The 18466-nt window shown below is 71.9% G+C and carries 16 protein-coding genes and 1 pseudogene; all 17 read right to left on the bottom strand.

Going from position 1 to position 18466, the window contains the following annotated elements:
- Positions 1–233: 233 nt before the first annotated feature.
- The 17 genes and pseudogenes from argF to ACIGJO_RS33220 all read right to left on the bottom strand — a co-directional run bounded on the left by argF (position 234) and on the right by ACIGJO_RS33220 (position 18360).
- Complete coding sequence (gene argF, locus ACIGJO_RS33300) at positions 234–1244, bottom strand: ornithine carbamoyltransferase (RefSeq protein ID WP_399964678.1); 1011 nt, start codon at positions 1242–1244, stop codon at positions 234–236.
- Between the two features lie 73 nt (positions 1245–1317).
- Entirely contained in the window at positions 1318–2550 is a 1233-nt protein-coding gene (locus ACIGJO_RS33295) for an arginine deiminase (RefSeq protein ID WP_399964676.1), read from the bottom strand.
- A gap of 67 nt (positions 2551–2617) precedes the next feature.
- Positions 2618–5161: a polynucleotide kinase-phosphatase gene (locus tag ACIGJO_RS33290; protein WP_399964674.1), complete on the bottom strand. Its 2544-nt coding sequence runs from the start codon at positions 5159–5161 to the stop codon at positions 2618–2620.
- Positions 5158–6660 (bottom strand): 3' terminal RNA ribose 2'-O-methyltransferase Hen1, encoded by a 1503-nt coding sequence (locus ACIGJO_RS33285; RefSeq protein ID WP_399964672.1) that lies wholly within the window; start codon positions 6658–6660, stop codon positions 5158–5160. Before ACIGJO_RS33285 ends, ACIGJO_RS33290 begins: the two co-directional genes overlap by 4 nt.
- Positions 6661–6763: 103 nt before the next feature.
- Entirely contained in the window at positions 6764–7681 is a 918-nt protein-coding gene (mmuM, locus tag ACIGJO_RS33280) for a homocysteine S-methyltransferase (RefSeq protein WP_399964670.1), read from the bottom strand.
- Between the two features lie 135 nt (positions 7682–7816).
- On the bottom strand, positions 7817–8740 hold the full coding sequence (locus ACIGJO_RS33275; protein WP_399964668.1) for an LLM class F420-dependent oxidoreductase: 924 nt from the start codon (positions 8738–8740) through the stop codon (positions 7817–7819).
- A 130-nt stretch (positions 8741–8870) separates the two neighbouring features.
- Positions 8871–9386 carry a DUF6099 family protein gene (locus tag ACIGJO_RS33270; RefSeq protein ID WP_399964666.1) on the bottom strand — a complete coding sequence of 172 codons (516 nt, stop codon included), beginning with the start codon at positions 9384–9386 and terminating at the stop codon, positions 8871–8873.
- A gap of 124 nt (positions 9387–9510) precedes the next feature.
- A complete protein-coding gene (locus tag ACIGJO_RS33265; protein WP_399964664.1) occupies positions 9511–9870 on the bottom strand; it encodes a nucleotide pyrophosphohydrolase in 360 nt (119 codons plus the stop codon).
- On the bottom strand, positions 9867–11150 hold the full coding sequence (locus ACIGJO_RS33260; protein WP_399964662.1) for an ATP-binding protein: 1284 nt from the start codon (positions 11148–11150) through the stop codon (positions 9867–9869). The genes ACIGJO_RS33265 and ACIGJO_RS33260 overlap by 4 nt, the downstream gene beginning before the upstream one ends.
- Positions 11151–11204: 54 nt before the next feature.
- Positions 11205–11606, bottom strand: coding sequence for a cell division protein SepF (locus tag ACIGJO_RS33255; RefSeq protein ID WP_329940876.1), 402 nt, complete (start codon positions 11604–11606; stop codon positions 11205–11207).
- A 75-nt stretch (positions 11607–11681) separates the two neighbouring features.
- Positions 11682–12935, bottom strand: coding sequence for a cytochrome P450 (locus ACIGJO_RS33250; protein ID WP_399964659.1), 1254 nt, complete (start codon positions 12933–12935; stop codon positions 11682–11684).
- 125 nt (positions 12936–13060) lie between these two features.
- Positions 13061–13666: pseudogene (locus ACIGJO_RS33245) on the bottom strand (GTP-binding protein); the annotation flags it as partial.
- Positions 13644–13997, bottom strand: coding sequence for a DUF742 domain-containing protein (locus ACIGJO_RS33240; protein WP_399964657.1), 354 nt, complete (start codon positions 13995–13997; stop codon positions 13644–13646). The gene ACIGJO_RS33240 and the pseudogene ACIGJO_RS33245, both read right to left, overlap by 23 nt.
- On the bottom strand, positions 13994–14419 hold the full coding sequence (locus tag ACIGJO_RS33235) for a roadblock/LC7 domain-containing protein (RefSeq protein WP_266924772.1): 426 nt from the start codon (positions 14417–14419) through the stop codon (positions 13994–13996). Before ACIGJO_RS33235 ends, ACIGJO_RS33240 begins: the two co-directional genes overlap by 4 nt.
- Entirely contained in the window at positions 14416–16029 is a 1614-nt protein-coding gene (locus ACIGJO_RS33230; RefSeq protein WP_399964655.1) for an ATP-binding protein, read from the bottom strand. Before ACIGJO_RS33230 ends, ACIGJO_RS33235 begins: the two co-directional genes overlap by 4 nt.
- Positions 16030–16159: 130 nt before the next feature.
- Positions 16160–17203: an MBL fold metallo-hydrolase gene (locus ACIGJO_RS33225; RefSeq protein WP_399964653.1), complete on the bottom strand. Its 1044-nt coding sequence runs from the start codon at positions 17201–17203 to the stop codon at positions 16160–16162.
- A gap of 359 nt (positions 17204–17562) precedes the next feature.
- On the bottom strand, positions 17563–18360 hold the full coding sequence (locus ACIGJO_RS33220) for a DeoR/GlpR family DNA-binding transcription regulator (RefSeq protein ID WP_399964651.1): 798 nt from the start codon (positions 18358–18360) through the stop codon (positions 17563–17565).
- Positions 18361–18466: the final 106 nt, after the last annotated feature.

The raw sequence follows: 18466 nt of genomic DNA, 5'->3' as shown, positions 1-18466 counted from the left end.
TGGTGGTGCAGGTGACGCGTGTGGGGGACCCGGTGCGCGGAGCCGTGGGGGGGGCTCCGGGGCGGCACATGGGAATGGGGTCCGAGCGTGCGAGCTCGAACCCCACCAAGAGGCGACATAGTAGCCACTGATACGCATATTCACCCAATTGGGTGCATGATCATGCGGCACCCGGCACCCCGGCGCCCAGGTGCCCGGCCGGGGCGCCTCGCACGGACGCCCGGCCGTGCCGCCTACCGGCCGCCACCCGCGAGGGTGGCCACGAGGACGGCCTTGATCGTGTGCATCCGGTTCTCCGCCTCGTCGAAGACGACCGAGTGCGCGGACTCGAAGACCTCGTCGCTGACCTCCAGCTCGGCCAGCCCGTGGGCGGTGTGGATCTCCCGGCCGAGCTCGGTGCCGAGGTCGTGGAAGGCCGGGAGGCAGTGGAGGAACTTCACATCGGGGTTGCCGGTGGCCCGCAGCACGTCCATGGTCACGGCGTACGGCCAGAGGGCCGCGATGCGCTCCGCCCAGACCTCCTTGGGCTCCCCCATGGAGACCCAGACGTCCGTGGCGACGAAGTCGCACCCCTGGACGCCTTCGGTGATGTCCTCGGCGAGGGTGACCGAAGCGCCGCTGTGCACGGCCAGCTCGCGCGCGCGGGCGACGACGGCCTCCTGCGGCCAGTAGGCCTCGGGGGCCACGATCCGCACGTCCATGCCGAGCAGCGCGCCGGTGATCAGATAGGAGTTGCCCATGTTGAAGCGCGCGTCACCGAGGTAGGCGAAGGCGACCGCGTCCAGCGGCTTCTCGCTGTGCTCGGTCATGGTGAGCACGTCGGCGAGCATCTGGGTGGGGTGCCAGTCGTCGGTGAGACCGTTGAAAACGGGGACTCCGCCGTACGCGGCCAGGTCCTCCACCGTCTGCTGGCTGTCACCGCGGTACTCGATGCCGTCGAACATCCGGCCGAGGACGCGGGCGGTGTCCTTCACCGACTCCTTGTGCCCCATCTGCGAACCGGAGGGGTCGAGATAGGTGGTGGAAGCACCCTGGTCCGCGGCCGCCACCTCGAAGGCGCAGCGGGTGCGGGTGGAGGTCTTCTCGAAGATCAGCGCGATGTTCATGCCACGCAGCCGCTGGACCTCGGCGCCCGCCTTCTTCGCGGCCTTGAGCTCGGCGGCCAGGGCGATCAGCCCGCGGAACTCCTCAGCCGTGAAGTCCAGCTCCTTGAGGAAGTGGCGGCCTGCGAGGTCTATGGCCATGGTGACTGCTCCTGGGTCGGGCGGGGATCGCGTCATACAGTAACCCTGGAAGTCTATACGACCACTTGCATCGCTATACAGGATCCCTTTCCACGGGACAGCTCATGCAGCGCGGGCCGCCGCGCCCCCGCCCCAGTTCGCTGCCGCGGATCTCGATCACCTCGATGCCCTGCTCGCGCAGGAAGGTGTTGGTGGTGGCGTTGCGCTCGTACGCGACGACGACTCCCGGCTCGACCGCCAGCACATTGCAGCCGTCGTCCCACTGCTCGCGCTCGGCGGCGTGGACGTCCTGGGTGGCGGTGAGCACCCGGATCGAGTCGAGGCCCAGCGCGGCGGCGATGGCCCGGTGCATGTGCTCGGGCGGATGATCGGTGACCTTCAGATCGCGGGGTCCGCCACCGGGTTCGATCGTGTACGAGCGGAGCATCCCGAGCCCCGCGTACTGGGTGAAGGTGTCGCCGTCGACCATCGTCATCACCGTGTCCAGGTGCATGAAGGCCCTGCGCTTGGGCATGTCGAGCGCCACGATCGTCCGGGCGGACCCGGCGTCGAAGAGCCCCCGGGCCAGCATCTCCACGGCCTGCGGGGTGGTGCGCTCGCTCATCCCGATCAGTACGGCACCCCGGCCGATGACCAGGACGTCGCCGCCCTCGATGGTGGAGGGGTAGTCGTCCTGCCCCTCCGACCAGTGGTGGAACGCGCCCGCCTCGGGGCCGGTGAAGAGCGGGTGGTGGCGGTAGATCGCCTCGAAGTGCACGGTCTCGCGCTGCCGGGCCGGCCAGCGCATCGCGTTGATGGACACACCGTCGTAGATCCAGGCCGAGGTGTCACGGGTGAAGAGGTGGTTGGGCAGCGGGCCCAGGAGGAAATCGTCCAGGTCCATCACATGGAAACGGACGGAGGTCGGCTCCGCGTGCCGCTCCAGGAACTCCCGCTTGGTCATCCCGCCGATCAGCGCCTCGGCCAGCTCCGCGGAGGGCAGCTCCTCGAAGGCCGCCCGCAGATGCTCGGTGGCGAGCGGGCCGTACTCCTTCTCGTCGAAGACCCGGTCCAGCACGAGCCGCCGGGCCACCGCGATGTCCAGGGACTCCTGGAGCAGGTCGCCGAAGAGATGCACCGCCACACCGCGCTCCCGCAGGACGTCGGCGAACCCGTCGTGCTCCTGCCGGGCACGGCGCACCCACAGCACATCGTCGAAGAGCAGTGCCTTCTTGTTGCTGGGGGTGAGCCGCTTCAGCTCCAGATCCGGACGGTGCAGTATGACGCGGCGCAGCCGCCCGGTCTCGGAGTCGACATGGAATCCCATGACTCCATCCTCACCGCGCGGAGCGCCGTTCACCCGGCGAATCGCCAACGGGTTCCCGGGCCGTGGTCTACAGCCGGGGGTCCACCGGCTCCGACTCCAGGGCGAGGACCGCGAAGACCGCCTCATGGACCCGCCACAGCGGTTCCCCGTCGGCCAGCCGGTCCAGCGCCTCCAGCCCCAGGGCGTACTCCCGCAGCGCCAGCGAGCGCTTGTGGCCGAGGAACCGGGAGCGCAGCCGCTCCAGATTCTCCGGGCGGGTGTACTCGGGTCCGTAGATGATCCGGAGATACTCCCTGCCGCGCACCTTGATGCCGGGCTGCACGAGACGGCTCTTCCCGTCACGGACGAGCGCGCCGAGCGGCTTGACGACCATGCCCTCACCGCCGCGCCCGGTCATCTCCAGCCACCAGTCGGTGCCGGAGCGGACCGAGTCGTCGTCGCCGGTGTCGACGACGAGCCGGCGGGTGACCTGGAGCAGTCCGGTCGGGTCGTGCTCGACCAGCCGGTCGAGCCAGGCCAGCTGCTCGTCGTGCGGTACGGAGGCGAGCGAGCGGCCCTGCACCGCGAGAATCTGGAACGGTGCCAGGCGCACCCCGTCCAGCCCCTCGGTGCCCCAGCAGTAGCGGCGGTAGGCGCGGGTGAACGCTTCCGCGTCCTCGGCGCGTCCGCGCTGCCGCCCGGCGAGGTCCGCGACGTCGACGCCCCGGGCGGCCGCCGCGTCCAGGGCCGCGAGGGCCGGGGGCAGGACGGCACCGGACGCGGCGCCGACCGCGGCGTACTGCGAGCGCAGCAGCCCGGCGGCCTTGAGCGACCACGGCATCAGCTCGGCGTCGAGGAGCACCCAGCCGGTGTCCCACTCCTCCCACAGCCCGGCCGCGGTGACGGCGTCGCGCAGTCGGCCGAGCACCGCCTCGGTGAGCGCCTCGTCGTCGAAGAACGGCCGTCCGGTACGGGTGTGCAGCGCACCGGTCGGGCCGTCGACCCCGAAGCGCTCCCGGGCCGCTCCGGCGTCACGGCAGACCAGGGCCACGGCGCGCGAGCCCATGTGCTTCTCCTCGCACACGACCTTGGCGACGCCGTCCGCCCGGTACTGGGCGAAGGCCTCGGCCGGGTGCTCAAGGAAACCGTCCTCCCGGGAGGCGGCGGTCGGCGCCATGGTGGGCGGGAGGTAGCCGAGGAGCTGCGGGTCGACGGCGAACCGGCTCATGACTTCGAGCGCCGCCGCCGCATTCTCCTCGCGCACGGCGACCCGGCCCATGTGCCGGGTCTCCACGATCCGGCGGCCCTGCACATCGGCGATGTCCAGCGGGCGGCCCTCCCGGCCGCCGGGGGCCTCCGTGGTGAGCGGCCTGGACGGTTCGTACCAGACCTTCTCCGCCGGTACGTCGACGAGTTCGCGCTCCGGCCAGCGCAGCGCGGTCATCTTCCCGCCGAAGACCGCACCGGTGTCGAGGCAGATGGTGTTGTTGATCCAGGAGGTGCTGGGCACGGGGGTGTGACCGTAGACGACGGTGGCCCGGCCCCGGTACTCCTCCGCCCACGGGTAGCGCACGGGCAGCCCGAACTCGTCGGTCTCGCCGGTGGTGTCGCCGTACAGCGCGTGCGCGCGGACCCGCCCGGAGGTGCGCCCGTGGTACTTCTCGGGCAGCCCGGCGTGGCAGACGACGAGCTTGCCGCCGTCCAGGACGTAGTGGCTGACGAGCCCGTCGATGAACTCCTTGACCTGTCCGCGGAATTCCGGGTGCTCGGCGTCCTCGCGGTCCAGCTGCTCGATGGTCTCGGCGAGACCGTGGGTGTGCTGGACGTTGCGGCCGTTGAGATAACGGCCCAGTTTGTTCTCGTGGTTGCCCGGTACGCACAGGGCGTGGCCGGCCGACACCATGGACATGACGCGGCGCAGCACGCCGGGGCTGTCGGGTCCCCGGTCGACGAGGTCGCCGACGAAGACCGCCGTACGCCCTTCGGGATGCTCGCCGTCGACATAGCCGAGCTTGCCGAGCAGGGTGTCCAGCTCGGAGCGGCAGCCGTGGATGTCACCGATGATGTCGAAGGGTCCGGTGAGGTGGCGCAGGTCGTTGTAGCGGCGCTCCAGCACCACTTCGGCTTGCTCTGCCTCCTCCTCGGTGCGCAGGACGTGCACCTTGCGGAAGCCCTCGCGCTCCAGGCCGCGCAGGGAGCGGCGCAGCTCGCGGCGGTGCCGCTGGATGACGTGCCGGGGCATGTCGGCGCGGTCGGGGCGGGCGGCGTTGCGCGCGGCGCAGACCTCTTCGGGCAGGTCGAGCACGATGGCGATGGGCAGGACGTCGTGCTCCCGGGCCAGCCGCACCAGTTCCCGGCGGCTCTCGGACTGGACGCTGGTGGCGTCGACGACGGTCAGCCGGCCCGCCGCGAGTCGCTTGCCCGCGATGTAGTGCAGCACGTCGAAGGCGTCGCGGCTGGCGCTCTGGTCGTTCTCGTCGTCGGCGACGAGAGCACGGCAGAAGTCGGAGGAGATGATCTCGGTGGGCTTGAAGTGCTTGCGGGCGAACGTGGACTTGCCCGATCCGCTCGCCCCGATGAGGACGACGAGGGAGAGGTCGGTCACCGGCAGGGTGCGAGAGGTGCTGGTCATGCGGCTTCCGCCTCCTTCTTGTTCTTGTCCGTGCTCTCGGCCGGCCGGTCGTCGGCGGCCGCTGTCGTGGTGAAGACGGCCAGCTGCGTGGGCGGTCCGACCTCCGGGTCCTCGGGCCCGACGGGCTCGAAGGCGACGGTGTAGCCGTGTCGTCCGGCGACCTTCTCCGCCCAGGCCCGGAATTCCGCCCTGGTCCACTCGAATCGGTGGTCGCCATGGCGTACATGCCCGGCCGGGAGGGTCTCCCAGCGGACGTTGTACTCGACGTTCGGCGTGGTCACCAGCACCGTCCGGGGACGGGCCGAACCGAACACCGCGTACTCCAGCGCGGGCAGCCGGGGCAGGTCCAGGTGCTCGATGACCTCACTGAGCACCGCGGCGTCATAGCCCCCCAGCCGCTTGTCGGTGTAGGTCAGCGAGCCCTGGCGGAGGGTGACCCGGCCGGACTGACGCTCCCCCATCCTGTCCAGCTTCAGCCGTCGCGAGGCGATGGTGAGAGCGCGCATGGACACATCCACGCCGACGATCTCCGTGAAGCGTGGGTCCTTGAGCAGCGCCTGCACCAACTGGCCCTGGCCGCAGCCCAGGTCGAGCACCCGGCTCGCCCCCGCCGTGCGCAGCGCGCCGAGGATCGCCGTACGCCGCCGCTCGGCGAGCGGCACCGGCTTCTCCTCGGTGTCCTCGGTCTCGTCCACGGCGTTGTCGACATGGTCCACGTCGAGGTCGTCCGACTCGGCCAGCCGCACCAGTTCGAGTGCCTGCGCGGCCTGCCGGGTCAGGCTCCAGCGGCGGGACAGATAGCGGCTGGTGATCAGCTTCCGCTCGGGGTGGCCCGCCAGCCAGCCCGCACCCGCCCGCAGCAGCTTGTCGACCTCGTCGGGCGCGACCCAGTAGTGCTTGGCGTCGTCGAGCACCGGCAGCAGGACGTACAGCTGGCGCAGGGCGTCCGCCAGCCGGAGTTCGCCCTCCAGCACGAGCCGCACATAGCGCGAGTCGCCCCACTGGGGGAACTCCGAGTCCAGCGGTACGGCCTCGGCCTCCACCCGCGTCCAGCCGAGCGGGCCGAAGAGCTTGCGGACCAGCTCCGCACCGCCGCGCGCGGGCAGCGCGGGCACCTCGACGCGCAGCGGCAGGGGCGCCCCGGCCCGCTCGGGCATGGCCCGGCAGGCCCCGCTGAGAGCGGACTTGAAGACCGCTGACATGGCGACGGCCAGCAGTGAGGACGCCGCGTAGGGGCGGTCGTTGACGTACTGCGCGAGCGCCGCGTCGGGCGCACCGCCCCGGCCCTTGCCCTTGCCGCGCCGCACCAGCGCCACCGGATCCACCTCCAGCAGGAGTGCGGCCGTGCAGCGCTCGGCGGACGCCTCGGGGTAGAAGACGTGCGCGATGCCGTGCGAGGTGGAGAACGACTGCGCCTTGTCGGGATGCTTGTGCAGCAGGAAGCCGAGGTCGGTCGCGGGCCGTTCCGGGGTGCCGGTCGTGCTGATTGTCAGGAACACCCGTCCGATTATGGTCTTCCGGCCCCCGCCCGACCAGGCATTTTCGCTGCGGCAGCAGGGCAGTTCACCGCTGGGGAACCCGTACTCGGCACCGGTGGACATGTCATCGCCCCAGTTGGCCGGCCAGCTCCGCGATGCGCGCCGGGCCCACCCGGCAGCAGCCGCCGACCAGCCGGGCGCCCGCCCGGGTCCAGGACCGCACCCGCTCCGGGTCGAAGGTGCTCGCCCCGGTCCACCCGCGGCGCCCGGCATCCCATCGCTCCCCGCTGTTCGGATAGACGACGACCGGCTTGCCCATCACCTCCGCCGCGAGCGCGACCGCCCGGTCCGCGTCCGCCGGGTCGCAGCAGTTGACCCCGACGGCCATCACATGGTCCCGCCCGGCGGCGAGCGCGAACGCCTCCCGCAGCGGCTGCCCGGCCCGGGTCCGGTCCCCGAGGACGCTGTACGAGAGCCACACCGGCACCCCGTACGCCTCGGTCACCCGCAGCAGCGCCTCGGCCTCGTCCATGTCGGGCACCGTCTCCAGGGCCAGCGCATCGGGGCCGGCGGCGGCCAGCACGGCCACCCGGGGGCGGTGGAAGGCCTCCAGCTCCCGCACGGAGAGTCCGTACCGCCCCCGGTACTCACTGCCGTCCGCCAGCATCGCCCCGTACGGCCCGACCGACGCGGCGATCCAGATCTCCCGTCCCGGGCTCTCCCGCCGGGCCGAGTCGGCGGCCGCTCCGGCCAGGTCCACACTGCGGGCGAGCAGCTCCTCGGTGCGGGCCCGCCCGATCCCGTACCGCGCGAAACCCTCGAACGTCGCCTGATATCCGGCGGTGATGAGCACCTGTGCCCCCGCCCGCGCGTACGCCAGGTGCGCGGCCCCGATCTGCCCGGGTGCGTCGGCCAGCAGCCTGGCCGACCACAGGGCATCGGACAGATCGCACCCCTGCGCCTCCAGCTGGTTGGAGAGCCCGCCGTCGAGCAGGACGGGCCCCGCGTCGAGCGCTGCCGCGAGCGTACGGACGGACCGCACAGGTATCACTCCCTCTTCCCGGGGGCCGGCTTCTCCGCGGGCCGGATCGGACCCGCCGGGTCGGTCGGTCACATCGGTCACGTCGGTCACATCGGTCACGTCGGTCAGGTCGGTCGTGTGGCCGGGTCAGGCGGGTCAGGTCAGCTGGGGCTGAATCTGCGAAGAGATCAGTTCCAGATGGTCCAGGTCGTCCAGATCCAATACCTGGAGGTAGATGCGGGAGGACCCGATCGCACCGAACCGGCCGATCTTGTCGACCACTTCGGCGGGCGAGCCCGCCAGTCCGTTCGCCTTCAGCTCGTCCACATCACGCCCGATGGCGGACGCGCGTCGCGCCACTTCCGCGTCGGCCTTGCCCACACAGACCACCAGCGCGTTGGAGTACACCAGGTCCTCCGGCCGGCGGCCCGCCGCTCCGGCCGCTTCCCTGACCCGCCCGAACTGCTTCTCGCTGTCCTCGATCGAGGCGAACGGGATGTTGAACTCGTCCGCGTACTGCGCGGCCAGCCGCGGGGTGCGGGTCGCGCCGTGCCCCCCGATCAGGACCGGCACCTTGGCCTGGGCCGGCTTGGGCAGCGCGGGCGAGTCCGTGAGCTGGTAGTACGTGCCGTCATAGCTGAAGGTCTTGCCCGTCTCCGTCGCCCACAGGCCGGTGATGATCGCCAGCTGCTCTTCCAGCCGGCCGAACTTCTCCTTCGGGAACGGGATGCCGTACGCCTTGTGCTCCTCCTCGAACCAGCCTGCTCCCAGGCCCAGTTCGACCCGGCCGCCGGACATCTGGTCCACCTGGGCGACCTGGATGGCCAGCACTCCGGGCAGTCGGAAGGTGCCCGCCGTCATCAGCGTGCCGAGACGGATCCGCTTGGTCTCGCGCGCCAGTCCGGCCAAGGTGATCCATGCGTCGGTCGGGCCGGGCAGCCCGTCTCCGGAGCCCATGCGGAGATAGTGGTCCGAGCGGTAGAAGGCATCGAAGCCGAGGTCCTCGGCCGCCTTGGCGACGGTGAGCAGCGTGTCGTAGCTCGCCCCTTGCTGGGGCTCGGTGAAGATTCGAAGATCCATACATCCATCCTGCCCCTTCGGGTGCCGGTCCTCCTCCCGTCACCCGGTCCCGCCCGGTGCACCCGGCACCCGGTCACCGCACCGGGCCCGTCACCGCCCGGCGGCTCAGGGCTCCGCTCCCGCCGCTAGGTCATGGGCCCGCCGCCGATCCCGCCGGGCCGTGGAGCACTCCGTAGGGGCCGTCACGCTCCCGCCCCCTCTCACGCTCCCTCTCCGCCAGCCGCCTCAGCATTCCGTGCACCCGGTCCATCGACTCGTCCGTGGCGTCTATGGCCTCGATGCACTGCCAGTAGAGCCCGTCCTCCCCGGTGTCGCAGGCGACACCGACCAGCGCGATCCCCGACTCGCCCAGCAGCAGGGCCAGACCCGCCAGCGTCCGCCGCACATCGGTGACTTCGGAGAGCTGTGAGGCCCGTGTCCCTCCGGCGAGCACCATCGGGTGGTCGAGCACCGAGACGCCGCTCCCGCCGATCTCGCTGAGGCCCCGCGCATCGCTCCGTAACTCCAGCGGGCCGCCCTGGGCCAGCTTGCCGCCGACCGTCCGTGCCAGCGCCTGGGCCTGCCAGGCCTCCGCCATGATGCTCAGCGCACCCCGGCTCTCCGCCAGAGCACGACGACCGATCTCGATGAGTCGCTCCGCTTCCATGCCACTCCCCCGTCCGTACGAAAACCCGCTCACCTCATCCATTACCCACAGTGAGGTGGACGGCACCGAAAGGCCAGAGGAATTCGGAAATCTGTGGACACAAAGTCGACTGTGAATAAGTGGATCACTCCGAAGAGTGACAATTTGAGGGTTCCGAAGAGTCAGGAACCGGGAACCGCTTCTCATTCCGGTCCATCTTGGCCGCCAGCGCCGCCAGCGCATCGATGCCCAACACCTCGCAGAACTGAAGAAGATACGCGAGAACATCGGCGACCTCGTCCGCCACCCGATGCGCCGATCCCGGCTCCTCCATCACCCGCGCCGACTGTTCGGGCGTCAGCCACTGGAAGATCTCCAGCAGTTCGGACGCCTCCACGCTCAGGGCGGCGGCGAGGTTCTTCGGGGAGTGGTACCGCTCCCAGTCCCGGGCCGCCGCGAACGCCACCAGTCGCCGCTGAAGTTCTGCCACATCGAGTTCCGTCACGGTCCCAGGTCTACCACTGACACTCCCGCTGTCCCGCGGGCGCCCGCCGCGGACAGGTCCGTGACCGTTCCCACCAGCCGGATGTGCCCGTCCCCGCAGACCGACGAGGCCAGCGCCAGCAGCTCCCGCAGCTGCCTCCCGTCCAGATTCCGGTCCAGCCCGTCGGCCAGCACCGTGAGCGCCCGCATCGCGGGCGGCACCTCCGCCGGGGCGTCCACCGCGAGCACCTGCGGGCCGGTCAGCAGGACGAGCGCGTGGGCCAGATACCTCAGTTCACCGTCACCGAGCCGGCCCAGGGGCGTCCGGTGGCCCGCCCCGCGCCCCACCCAGGCCCGGACCGTCCCGCTCCCGAGCAGTTCCGCGCCCAGCCCGGTCACCGGTCCGGCGCACCCGGCGTCGGCGGCGGTGACCACTCTGGCGTGCCGCCGGCCGCACCGGGTGTGCGTCCGCGCCAGCACCTCGGCGAGATTGGCGCAGTCGGACCGCAGGCGCCCCGGACCGGCCGGTACCGGCGCCCGCATCAGCTGCGGCTGCGGATCGCAGACGAAGGCCGACCGCAGCGCCACCACCACCTGCTCGGCGGCGGCCAGCACCTGTAACTGCCCCGGAGTGGTGCCCGCGACCCGCAGCGGCAGCAGCGCCGTCGCCAGCCGGTCGTCCGGCAGCGGGGCCCGGGTCACCGGAACCAGCCCCGCCGTGTGCCAGGCGGCCTGGACCGTCGGGCGCCGCGGATCGCGCAGCGCGGTGGCCAGCAGGGTCTCGCCTCCCCCGGTCAGCCGTTCCCCGACGATACGGAGGGTCGGCTCGGCCTGCACCGCCACCTCCAGCCGGACCGGGCCGGCCGGGCCGTCCACCGTGCAGCCGAGCCGGAACCCGCGCCGGCCCTGGCCGTCGCTGCCCGCCCGTTCGGGCACACAGGCGACCGGGTCCGGGAAGACCTCGTCGAGCGGAGCACCGGCCCCGAGCCGCGCCAGCGCCCCGTACGCCCGCAGCGCGGTCGTCTTGCCGGTGCCCGCCCCGCCGGTGACGAGTGTCATCGGTCCCATGGGAAGGACCGCGCGGCGGAGCGAGGCGAAGGCGGCGAGCCGTAACTCGGTGACCGCCGGGCGGACATGACGGACGGGACCGGGAGAACCGGCGGAACCGTCAGGACCGACGGGACCGGCAGAACGGGAACGGCCGGTGGGGCGAGAGTGGCCGGTGGGACCGGAGGGACGAGCGGTGCCTCCGGAGGCCGGGAGTGAGGCGTCCAGTCCGGGCGGCGAGGTAGTGGCTGTCATGTGCGGACCGTATGCACGGCCGCGCCAGCCGAACCGTTTTGCCCGGGGACCTTCCTACGATTGAGGGAGTCCCGCGGGCGTGACTCCTTCGACTTCCATGCCGACCGGCGCCAGCAGGAAGACGTTCTTGTCGACGCGGTGCATGCCACTGCCCAGTCCGAAGACGACGCCGCTGCTGAAGTCCAGAATGCGTTTGGCCACATCCGTCTCCGCCGCAGTCAGGTCGAGCAGCACCGGAACCTGCGCGACCAGATACTCGGCGACTTCGCGTGCGTCCGCGAAGACCTGCACCCGCAGCACCACGAGCCGCCGCTGCTCGGCCCGCTCGTCCGGGACCGCGCGGTGGTCGACCCGGGACGGCCACTCGTTGCGGCCCCGCAGCGGTACGACCTGGGCGAGACCCTCCCACTGTTCGTCGGTGGCGTCGTACCTGTCGTACCTGTCGTACCTGCTCACAGGGCCACCCCGTCCGTGCGCCGGTTGGGTTTGCGCCGGCTGCGCTCAATGTTCATCGGGCAATCCTCTCGCCCCTCACCCGTTCGGCGTACCACCGACACGGCCAAGACCCGGATCGAGCGGCGTGAAACGGACCGGCAGATGCACGAGCGCGCGGTGGAAGGGGCCGGGCCGCCACATCAGCCGCGACGGCTCCGTGGCGAGTTCGAGGTCGCAGAGCTGACTGGTCAGCTGCTCGATCGCGGTCATCGTGATCAGCAGTGCCGGCTGCTTCGCCGGGCACCGGTGCGGCCCGGTCGACCAGGCCAGATGCGCACTGGACCCGGAACCCGACCCGGGGTCCGAAAGTGCTGGCGGGGACTGGGTGTTGGCGGCGGCGAACGACACCAGGACCAGCTGTCCGGCGCGCAGCGCGACCCCGTGGAACTCCGTGTCGTGACGGGGGTAGTGGGCGCCCAGATTGGCCAGTGGAGGGTCCTGCCAGAGGACTTCGTCGATCGCCTCGTGGGCGGTCATCGCTCCGCCGTGCAGCGAACCGGAATGGCGCGCGTCGGTGAGCATGTGGAGCAGCGCGTTGGAGATCAGATTGGTCGTGGGGTCGTGCCCCGCGCTCATCATGAGTGTGATCTGACGCACTGTCTCGTCGTTGTCGAGCCCGGCGGGGTGCGCGAGCAGGTACGAGGTGAGGTCACGGCCGGGGCGGGCGCGACGGGCGGCCACCAGTTCGGTGACGACACCGACGAGATCCGCGTAGGCGGCCGCGGCGTCCGCGGCGGAGTTCATCATCCCGCCGACACCGTTGACGATGCGTTCGCCGTCCTCGGGCGGCACGCCGAACCAGGTGGTGAAGACGTGCAGCGGGAGCCGGCGCGCGTACTGGGCGACGAGGTCGCCGCTGCCCGTCGCCGAGAACTCGCCGATGAGCTGCTGCGCGACCCGGGTGACCTCGGCCCGGAGAAGGTGCGGTTCGATCAGGGCGATGCTGTCGTTGATGGTGTCGCGGTAGCGGGTGTGCACGGCGCCGTCGCTGAAGAGCGCGGTGGGCCGGTGGCCGAGCACGGGGAGGACGGGCGAGTCCGCCGGTACGGTCGCCTGCCAGGCGCGCGGATCCTTGGTGAAGGTGTCGGTGTCGCGCACGAGGTCGACGGCCGCCTGGTAGTCCGTGACGAGCATCGCGTCGATACCGGGGGCGATCCTGACGCGGGCGAGCGGCCCCTGTGCGCGCAGGCTGCGGTAGTGGCCGTGCGGATCGGCGGCGAAGTCGGGACCGTACAGCGCGAGTGGCCGGTGCGGCTGGTCGTGCTCGGTGTCCGGCGGGGAGAGCGTCATGACGGATCCCGGGGAAGGGGCAGGGGACGGGACGGGGACTGGAGCGGGGGTCGGGACGGGGACCGGAGTTGCGGCGGGGACTGCGGCCGGGGCCCCGAGCGGCCCGGTGGCTCCTGCTGAGGCGGGGAATCCTGTGGCGGCAGGCAGGTCAGCGCGTGCTCGGCCAGGGCGATGAGCGCGTCGATGGAGCCCCGGCGTTCACGGGCGTCGCACTGCACCAGAGGGGTCTCCGGGGCCAGGTCGAGGTGTTTGCGCAGTACCTCGTCGGGGTGGGCGGGGGCGTCCGGGAAACGGTTGACGGCGACGGCGTACGCCAGCCCCTGTTCCTCCACCATGTCCATCACCGCGAACGAGTCCTCCAGCCGGCGGGTGTCGACCATGACGAGGGCGCCGAGGGCACCGCGGGCGATGTCCGCCCACAGGGGGAAGAAGCGTTCCTGCCCCGGGGTGCCGAACATGTAGAGCACCAGGTCACCGGGGACGGTCAGCCTGCCGAAGTCGACGGCGACCGTCGTCGTGGTCTTGTCGGGGAGGCCCGCGGTGTCGTCGAGCCCGGTGCTGGACTGTGTCATCACCTCCTCGGTGTGCAGCGTCGGGATCTCCGACAGGGTGCGGATCAGGGTCGTCTTGCCCACGCCGAAGGGACCCGTGACGACGAGCTTCATCAGGGTCTGGTCGGCACTCGGCAGATAGCCGATGCCGGTCCGGTCAGTGGAGGGAGCGGAGTCCAACGAGCAGCCTCTCGACGAGCGACCGGTCGATCTCCCCGGCGCTGGGGATCGGCGGTCGGGTGTGCAGATGTCCGGCGACCGCGAGATCCGCGGCCAGGAAGACCGTGGCGCTGACCGGGAGTTCCAGGTGGGCGGCGCACTCGACGACGGTGAGTGCCCCCGGTTCCAGCAGTTCGCACAGCCTGCGGTGTTCGGTCCCGGTGTCCTGGGGCAGCGTCGAGTCCGTACGCACGAGCACGGCGAGCCGGTCGAGCGCGGGGCCGGTGGGTGCGGAGCGGCCACCCGTGACCAGATAGGCGGGGATCAGACGGCGTCCTGGGCCGGGGGTCATGGCCGGGCGGCAGCGTCCGGTTGGCGGGCGGGGGCGTTCATCGCCCGGGTCAGCGCGGTGACCTGCACCTGCATCTGGTAGGCGATGTTCCCCAGGTGCGCGTCGGGGGCGGCGAAGAGCGCGAGGGTCGTGTTCCTGCCCGCGGGGACGACGATGGCGAAGCCCAGCTCGGACTCCACGACCGTCTGTGCCAGCCGGGGCGTCTCCGCCTCGGTGAAGGCCGTGGTGAAGGCGCGCGCCGCGGCGTGCAGGGTGGCCGTCATGGCGGCCACCCGCTCGGCGGACGCCCGGTCGAGCCCCGGGGAGGCGCCTTCGACGAGCCCGTCACCGGTGGCGACCACCGCATGCTGGACACCGGGCAGTTCCAGCAACGGGGTCAGCACCCAGGCGAGGTCACCGGTGGTGGGGTTGGGGGCGCTCACGTCTCGTCGTCTCCTTGATCGTCCAATGGCGATGCGGATGCTGCTGGGGCGGGTGGTACGGGTACCGGTGGCCCGGACTCGGCGGCTGCGGCGGGCCCGGCAGGCTCGGCGTCCGCTGCGGAGCGGGCGGGCCCGGCGGCCTCGTCGGACGCGGCGGGTCCGGTGGCCGCCTCCGCGTTGCGGCCGCTGACCGTGCCCTGCTGGAGCGCCGTCCAGGATGCCCCGGCCTGCTCCGGAGTGCGGGGCGCGGGCTCCTCGGCCACCGGGCCGCGCGGGCCGGCGGGCTCCGGGGCGGCCGGACGGCGGGGGCGCCGGCGGCGGGTGGGGAGTTCGGTACGCGGTCCGGCGTCGGCCGACGGCGCGGCGCCGTCGGCCGGTTGTCCGGAAACCGCCCCTACCGGCACGACCGATGCCGCCGGCACCCCGGGTGCTCCCGGTGTCTCCACCGCTTCCACCGCCTCCACCGCCTCCACCGCCTCCACCGCCTCCGTCGTCTCCGCTGCCCGTGCCGGCTCCGCCGCCTGCGCCGACGGTGCCGGCTGCGGGCGGGCGCCCACCGGCTTCGGAACGAGCACCGACAGGGTCCGGTCGTCCTCCATCACGGTGAGCAGATGGGCTGGTACGCGGAGCATGGTGCGCATTCCCCCGTACGGCGAGGGCTCGATGTGACAGCTGAAGCCGTAGCGCGCGACGAGCCGGCCGACCACGGCGAACCCGGTCTGCGGCGGGTCCCCCAGCTCGGTGAGCAGCACCTCGGACGGCCCGGCCAGCAGCGCGCGGGCCCGCTCCAGCGCGTCGTCGTCCATGCCGATGCCCGCGTCGTCGACCAGCACCAGGGCCCCGCGTCCCGGGGTCTGCTGAACGGTGACCGGCACCTCGGTGTCCGGGTGCGAGTACGCCGTCGCGTTCGCCAGCAGCTCCGCCAGGACGATGGCGAGGGGTTCGGCGGCGCGGGCCACGAGGGCGAGCCGCTCCTGGCGCAGATGGTTGGTGACCCGGATGCGCTCGTAGCCCGCGACCCGGGACTGGGCGCCGAGCACGATCTCGACGAGGGGTGAGTTCTGCCGCGCGAGTCCGGGCCAGGCGTCGCAGAGCACGGCGGTGGCCTGGGTGCGGCGCAGGGCAAGTTCGTTGCGGAAGTCGAGCTGAAGGATGCGCGGGTCGTCGTACTCGTGCTGGAGCTCGTGGAGCAGTTGCTGGGACTGGTTGAGGAGCGACTGGATCTTGGCCGAGGTGCCGCGCATGGCCGCTCGCGCCGCCGCGTCGACCCGTTGCCGCTCCTCGACGACCGCCGCTCGGGCCGCCTGTACGGCCTCGGTCAGCAGACGGGCTGCATCACCGTCGATGTCTGCGGCCTCGCGCAGTCCCGGGACGGACGCGGTGGGGTGCGACAGCGCGGTCGCGGCGGCGGGTATGCGCCGGTCGGCGAGCTGGCGTATCTCGTCGGTGAGGGCGAGGGTGCGGGCCTCGGCGGCCTTCGCCTGCCGTTCCGCCAGTTCGGCACGGGCCGTGGCCGCGTAGACGTCACGGGATGACTGCTGAGCCCGTGCCACCGCCACCGCGGCCCAGGCGGCGGCGAGGAGCGCCACGATCCATCCCACTGCGGTCACCGCGTCCTTCGTGTCGAGCGGATCCCGCGCACCGGGCGGCGGCGGGTGGCGGCCGGCGGGTGGGCCGTGGTCACCGGGGCCCCGCGCACAGCGTCCGTACGCGTCGGCGCCGTATCCGCCGGGACCGTACTCACCGGGGTCCGCCGGCCGGTTCGCGCACGGCATCCGCGCCGCCGGTACGGCCGGGCCCGCCGTCCGTACGCGCCCGCTCGACCTCCTGCGCCAGCACGGCCACCTCGGTCATCACCTGGAGCACACCCGGCAGCTCGGAGCCGTCCAGGTGCCGGTACTCGGTCCCGATGGTGACGGACAGCCTTTCGGGCAGGCCGAGTTCGGGATGACGGCCCTCGGCGATCACCCGCCGGGCCGCCTCCGGGGCGGGCACGCCCGCCGCATGGAAGGCGTGGGCGCGCTCGCGTACGTACTCCAGGTAGCCGATGTGCTCCCGTACGCCTGCCGGGTCGAGCACCGGGCCGTGGCCGGGGACGATGATCTCGGCGCCGGTCGCGAGCACCCGCTCGCAGGCCGCGATCACATTGCTCAGCGGGCCCGCCCAGTGCACCGGGTGGTCGCCCGGCTGCCGCGGGGTGGTGGAGAAGATCACATCACCGCTGAACACGGCGCGCTGCGCCGGCAGATGCACGATCAGGTCGCCCGTGGTGTGGGCGGGCGGCAGCGCCGTCAGCCGGACCGGGTGGTCCCCCAGGGTCAGTTCCAGTTCCCCGGTGAAGTACGTGCTGGGGCGCACCGGTTCGGTGGCCGACCAGTCGAACGGGCCGAAGTGCCGGGCGAGGTACGCGCCGAGCGGGGTGGCCGGATCGCCTCCCGTCACCAGGGCGTGCTGCTGCTGCGGGGTGGGCTCGTAGTGGATGTGCTCCCTGGCCTCGCGCGTGGCGATGATCTCGGCGTCCGGGAGGACGCCCGCGCCCCAGAAGTGGTCCCCGTTGGCGTGGGTGACGATGATCCGGTCGACGGTGACGCCCTCGGGCAGCCGTTCGGCGCTCTCCGCCAGGAACTGTCCGGCCAGCGCGCGGTCGTAGGGGGTGTCGATCCACAGCGCGCCGCGCGGCGACACGAGGAGGCCGCAGTTGGCCAGTCCCCAGCCGCGTTTCGGCGGCAGCCAGGCGTACAGGCCCCGGCCCAGATCAACGACGTCCCCACCCGTGATCGACATGGACGCGATTATGCCGACCACGATCCGGCCACGCGTTCGAACTCGGCCAACACGACGACTCAGTGGCGTGAATTCGCCGTTCTTCCGTCCGCATTCATCCCTCGGGGGGCCATCACTGGCGGCGGGCGGTGACGGTCCGGGGTCGACGGTCTCTCACCACGCCGGGAACTTTCCGGACGAAAGCCTGAATGTCGCCCGGTTCCATGACTCCGCACGACTGCTGCCCATCCCTCTGCGACCGAACCGGAATCAGCCGACTACCCACCGAGCATGGCCGAAAATAGACGCACCGACGCGCTGACACGTGACCGACGGAGGCAGGACGCGAGGACGCGCCGGCACATGACCGCGTCGCCGCGTCAGACGGCGATCACACTCACGCCCGCCTCGGTGAACCGGGCCCTCGCCTCCGGAGCGATGCCGGAGTCGGTGACCAGCACATCGACCGCGCCGAGGTCGCAGACGCGGGCGAAGGCCCGTTTGCCGATCTTCGAGGAGTCGGCCGCCACCACCACCCGCTGCGCCCGCTGCGCGAGCAGCCGGTTCACACTGGCCTCGCCCTCGTGATGGACGTACGCCCCGCGCTCGGTGTCGATCGCGTTGACGCCGAGCACGGCGACATCCAGGGTGATCTCGTTCATCACACCGACGGCCAGCGGGCCCGTCAGTTCGTAGGACTGCGGTCTGGCCACCCCGCCGGTCACAACCATCTTGATCTGCGGCCGCATCGCCAGCTCACTGGCGATGTTGAGCGCGTTGGTCACCACGGTCAGCATCGGCTGCCCGCCGGCCGCGGCCGTCTCGCCGACGATGCCGGGACGCGTGGCCAGCGCCCTGGCCACCTCGGTCACCGTCGTACCACCGGTCAGGCCGACCACCTCGCCGACCGCGACCAGCTCCGACACGGCACGGCCGATGGCCTGCTTCTCGGGGGCGTGGCGGCCCGTCTTGTAGCGCAGCGCCAGCTCGTAGGAGACACCGTGCGCGACGGCGCCGCCCCGGGTCCGGGTGAGCAGCTGCTGCTCGGCGAGCTGGTCCAGGTCACGGCGGATCGTCGCGGCCGAGACGTCCAGCGCCAGCGCGGCATCCTCGACGTCGACCCGGCCGTTCCTGCCGACCAGTTCCAGCAAAGCGTCCCACCGGGCGTCCCTGGACAAGAGCGTGTCTCCTTCACCGTCCGGCGTGGGCACCGCGCTTCCCGGGAACGCGGTCACCGCCGGCCGGACAGGCGCAAGCGTCCCACAGGACACCGGCCGGACAGCC

The sequence above is a fragment of the Streptomyces sp. NPDC079020 genome, assembly GCF_044542225.1.
Lineage (GTDB): Bacteria > Actinomycetota > Actinomycetes > Streptomycetales > Streptomycetaceae > Streptomyces.
This window is presented reverse-complemented; position numbering and strand designations above follow the sequence as displayed.

Bases quoted from the DNA above. Each gene is read 5' to 3' on its own strand.
- argF (WP_399964678.1), bottom strand. From the start codon at position 1,244: ATGGCCATAGACCTCGCAGGCCGCCACTTCCTCAAGGAGCTGGACTTC.
- ACIGJO_RS33295 (WP_399964676.1), bottom strand. From the start codon at position 2,550: ATGGGATTCCATGTCGACTCCGAGACCGGGCGGCTGCGCCGCGTCATA.
- ACIGJO_RS33290 (WP_399964674.1), bottom strand. From the start codon at position 5,161: ATGACCAGCACCTCTCGCACCCTGCCGGTGACCGACCTCTCCCTCGTC.
- ACIGJO_RS33275 (WP_399964668.1), bottom strand. From the start codon at position 8,740: ATGGATCTTCGAATCTTCACCGAGCCCCAGCAAGGGGCGAGCTACGAC.
- ACIGJO_RS33270 (WP_399964666.1), bottom strand. From the start codon at position 9,386: ATGGAAGCGGAGCGACTCATCGAGATCGGTCGTCGTGCTCTGGCGGAG.
- ACIGJO_RS33260 (WP_399964662.1), bottom strand. From the start codon at position 11,150: ATGACAGCCACTACCTCGCCGCCCGGACTGGACGCCTCACTCCCGGCC.
- ACIGJO_RS33250 (WP_399964659.1), bottom strand. From the start codon at position 12,935: ATGACGCTCTCCCCGCCGGACACCGAGCACGACCAGCCGCACCGGCCA.
- ACIGJO_RS33240 (WP_399964657.1), bottom strand. From the start codon at position 13,997: ATGACCCCCGGCCCAGGACGCCGTCTGATCCCCGCCTATCTGGTCACG.
- ACIGJO_RS33225 (WP_399964653.1), bottom strand. From the start codon at position 17,203: ATGTCGATCACGGGTGGGGACGTCGTTGATCTGGGCCGGGGCCTGTAC.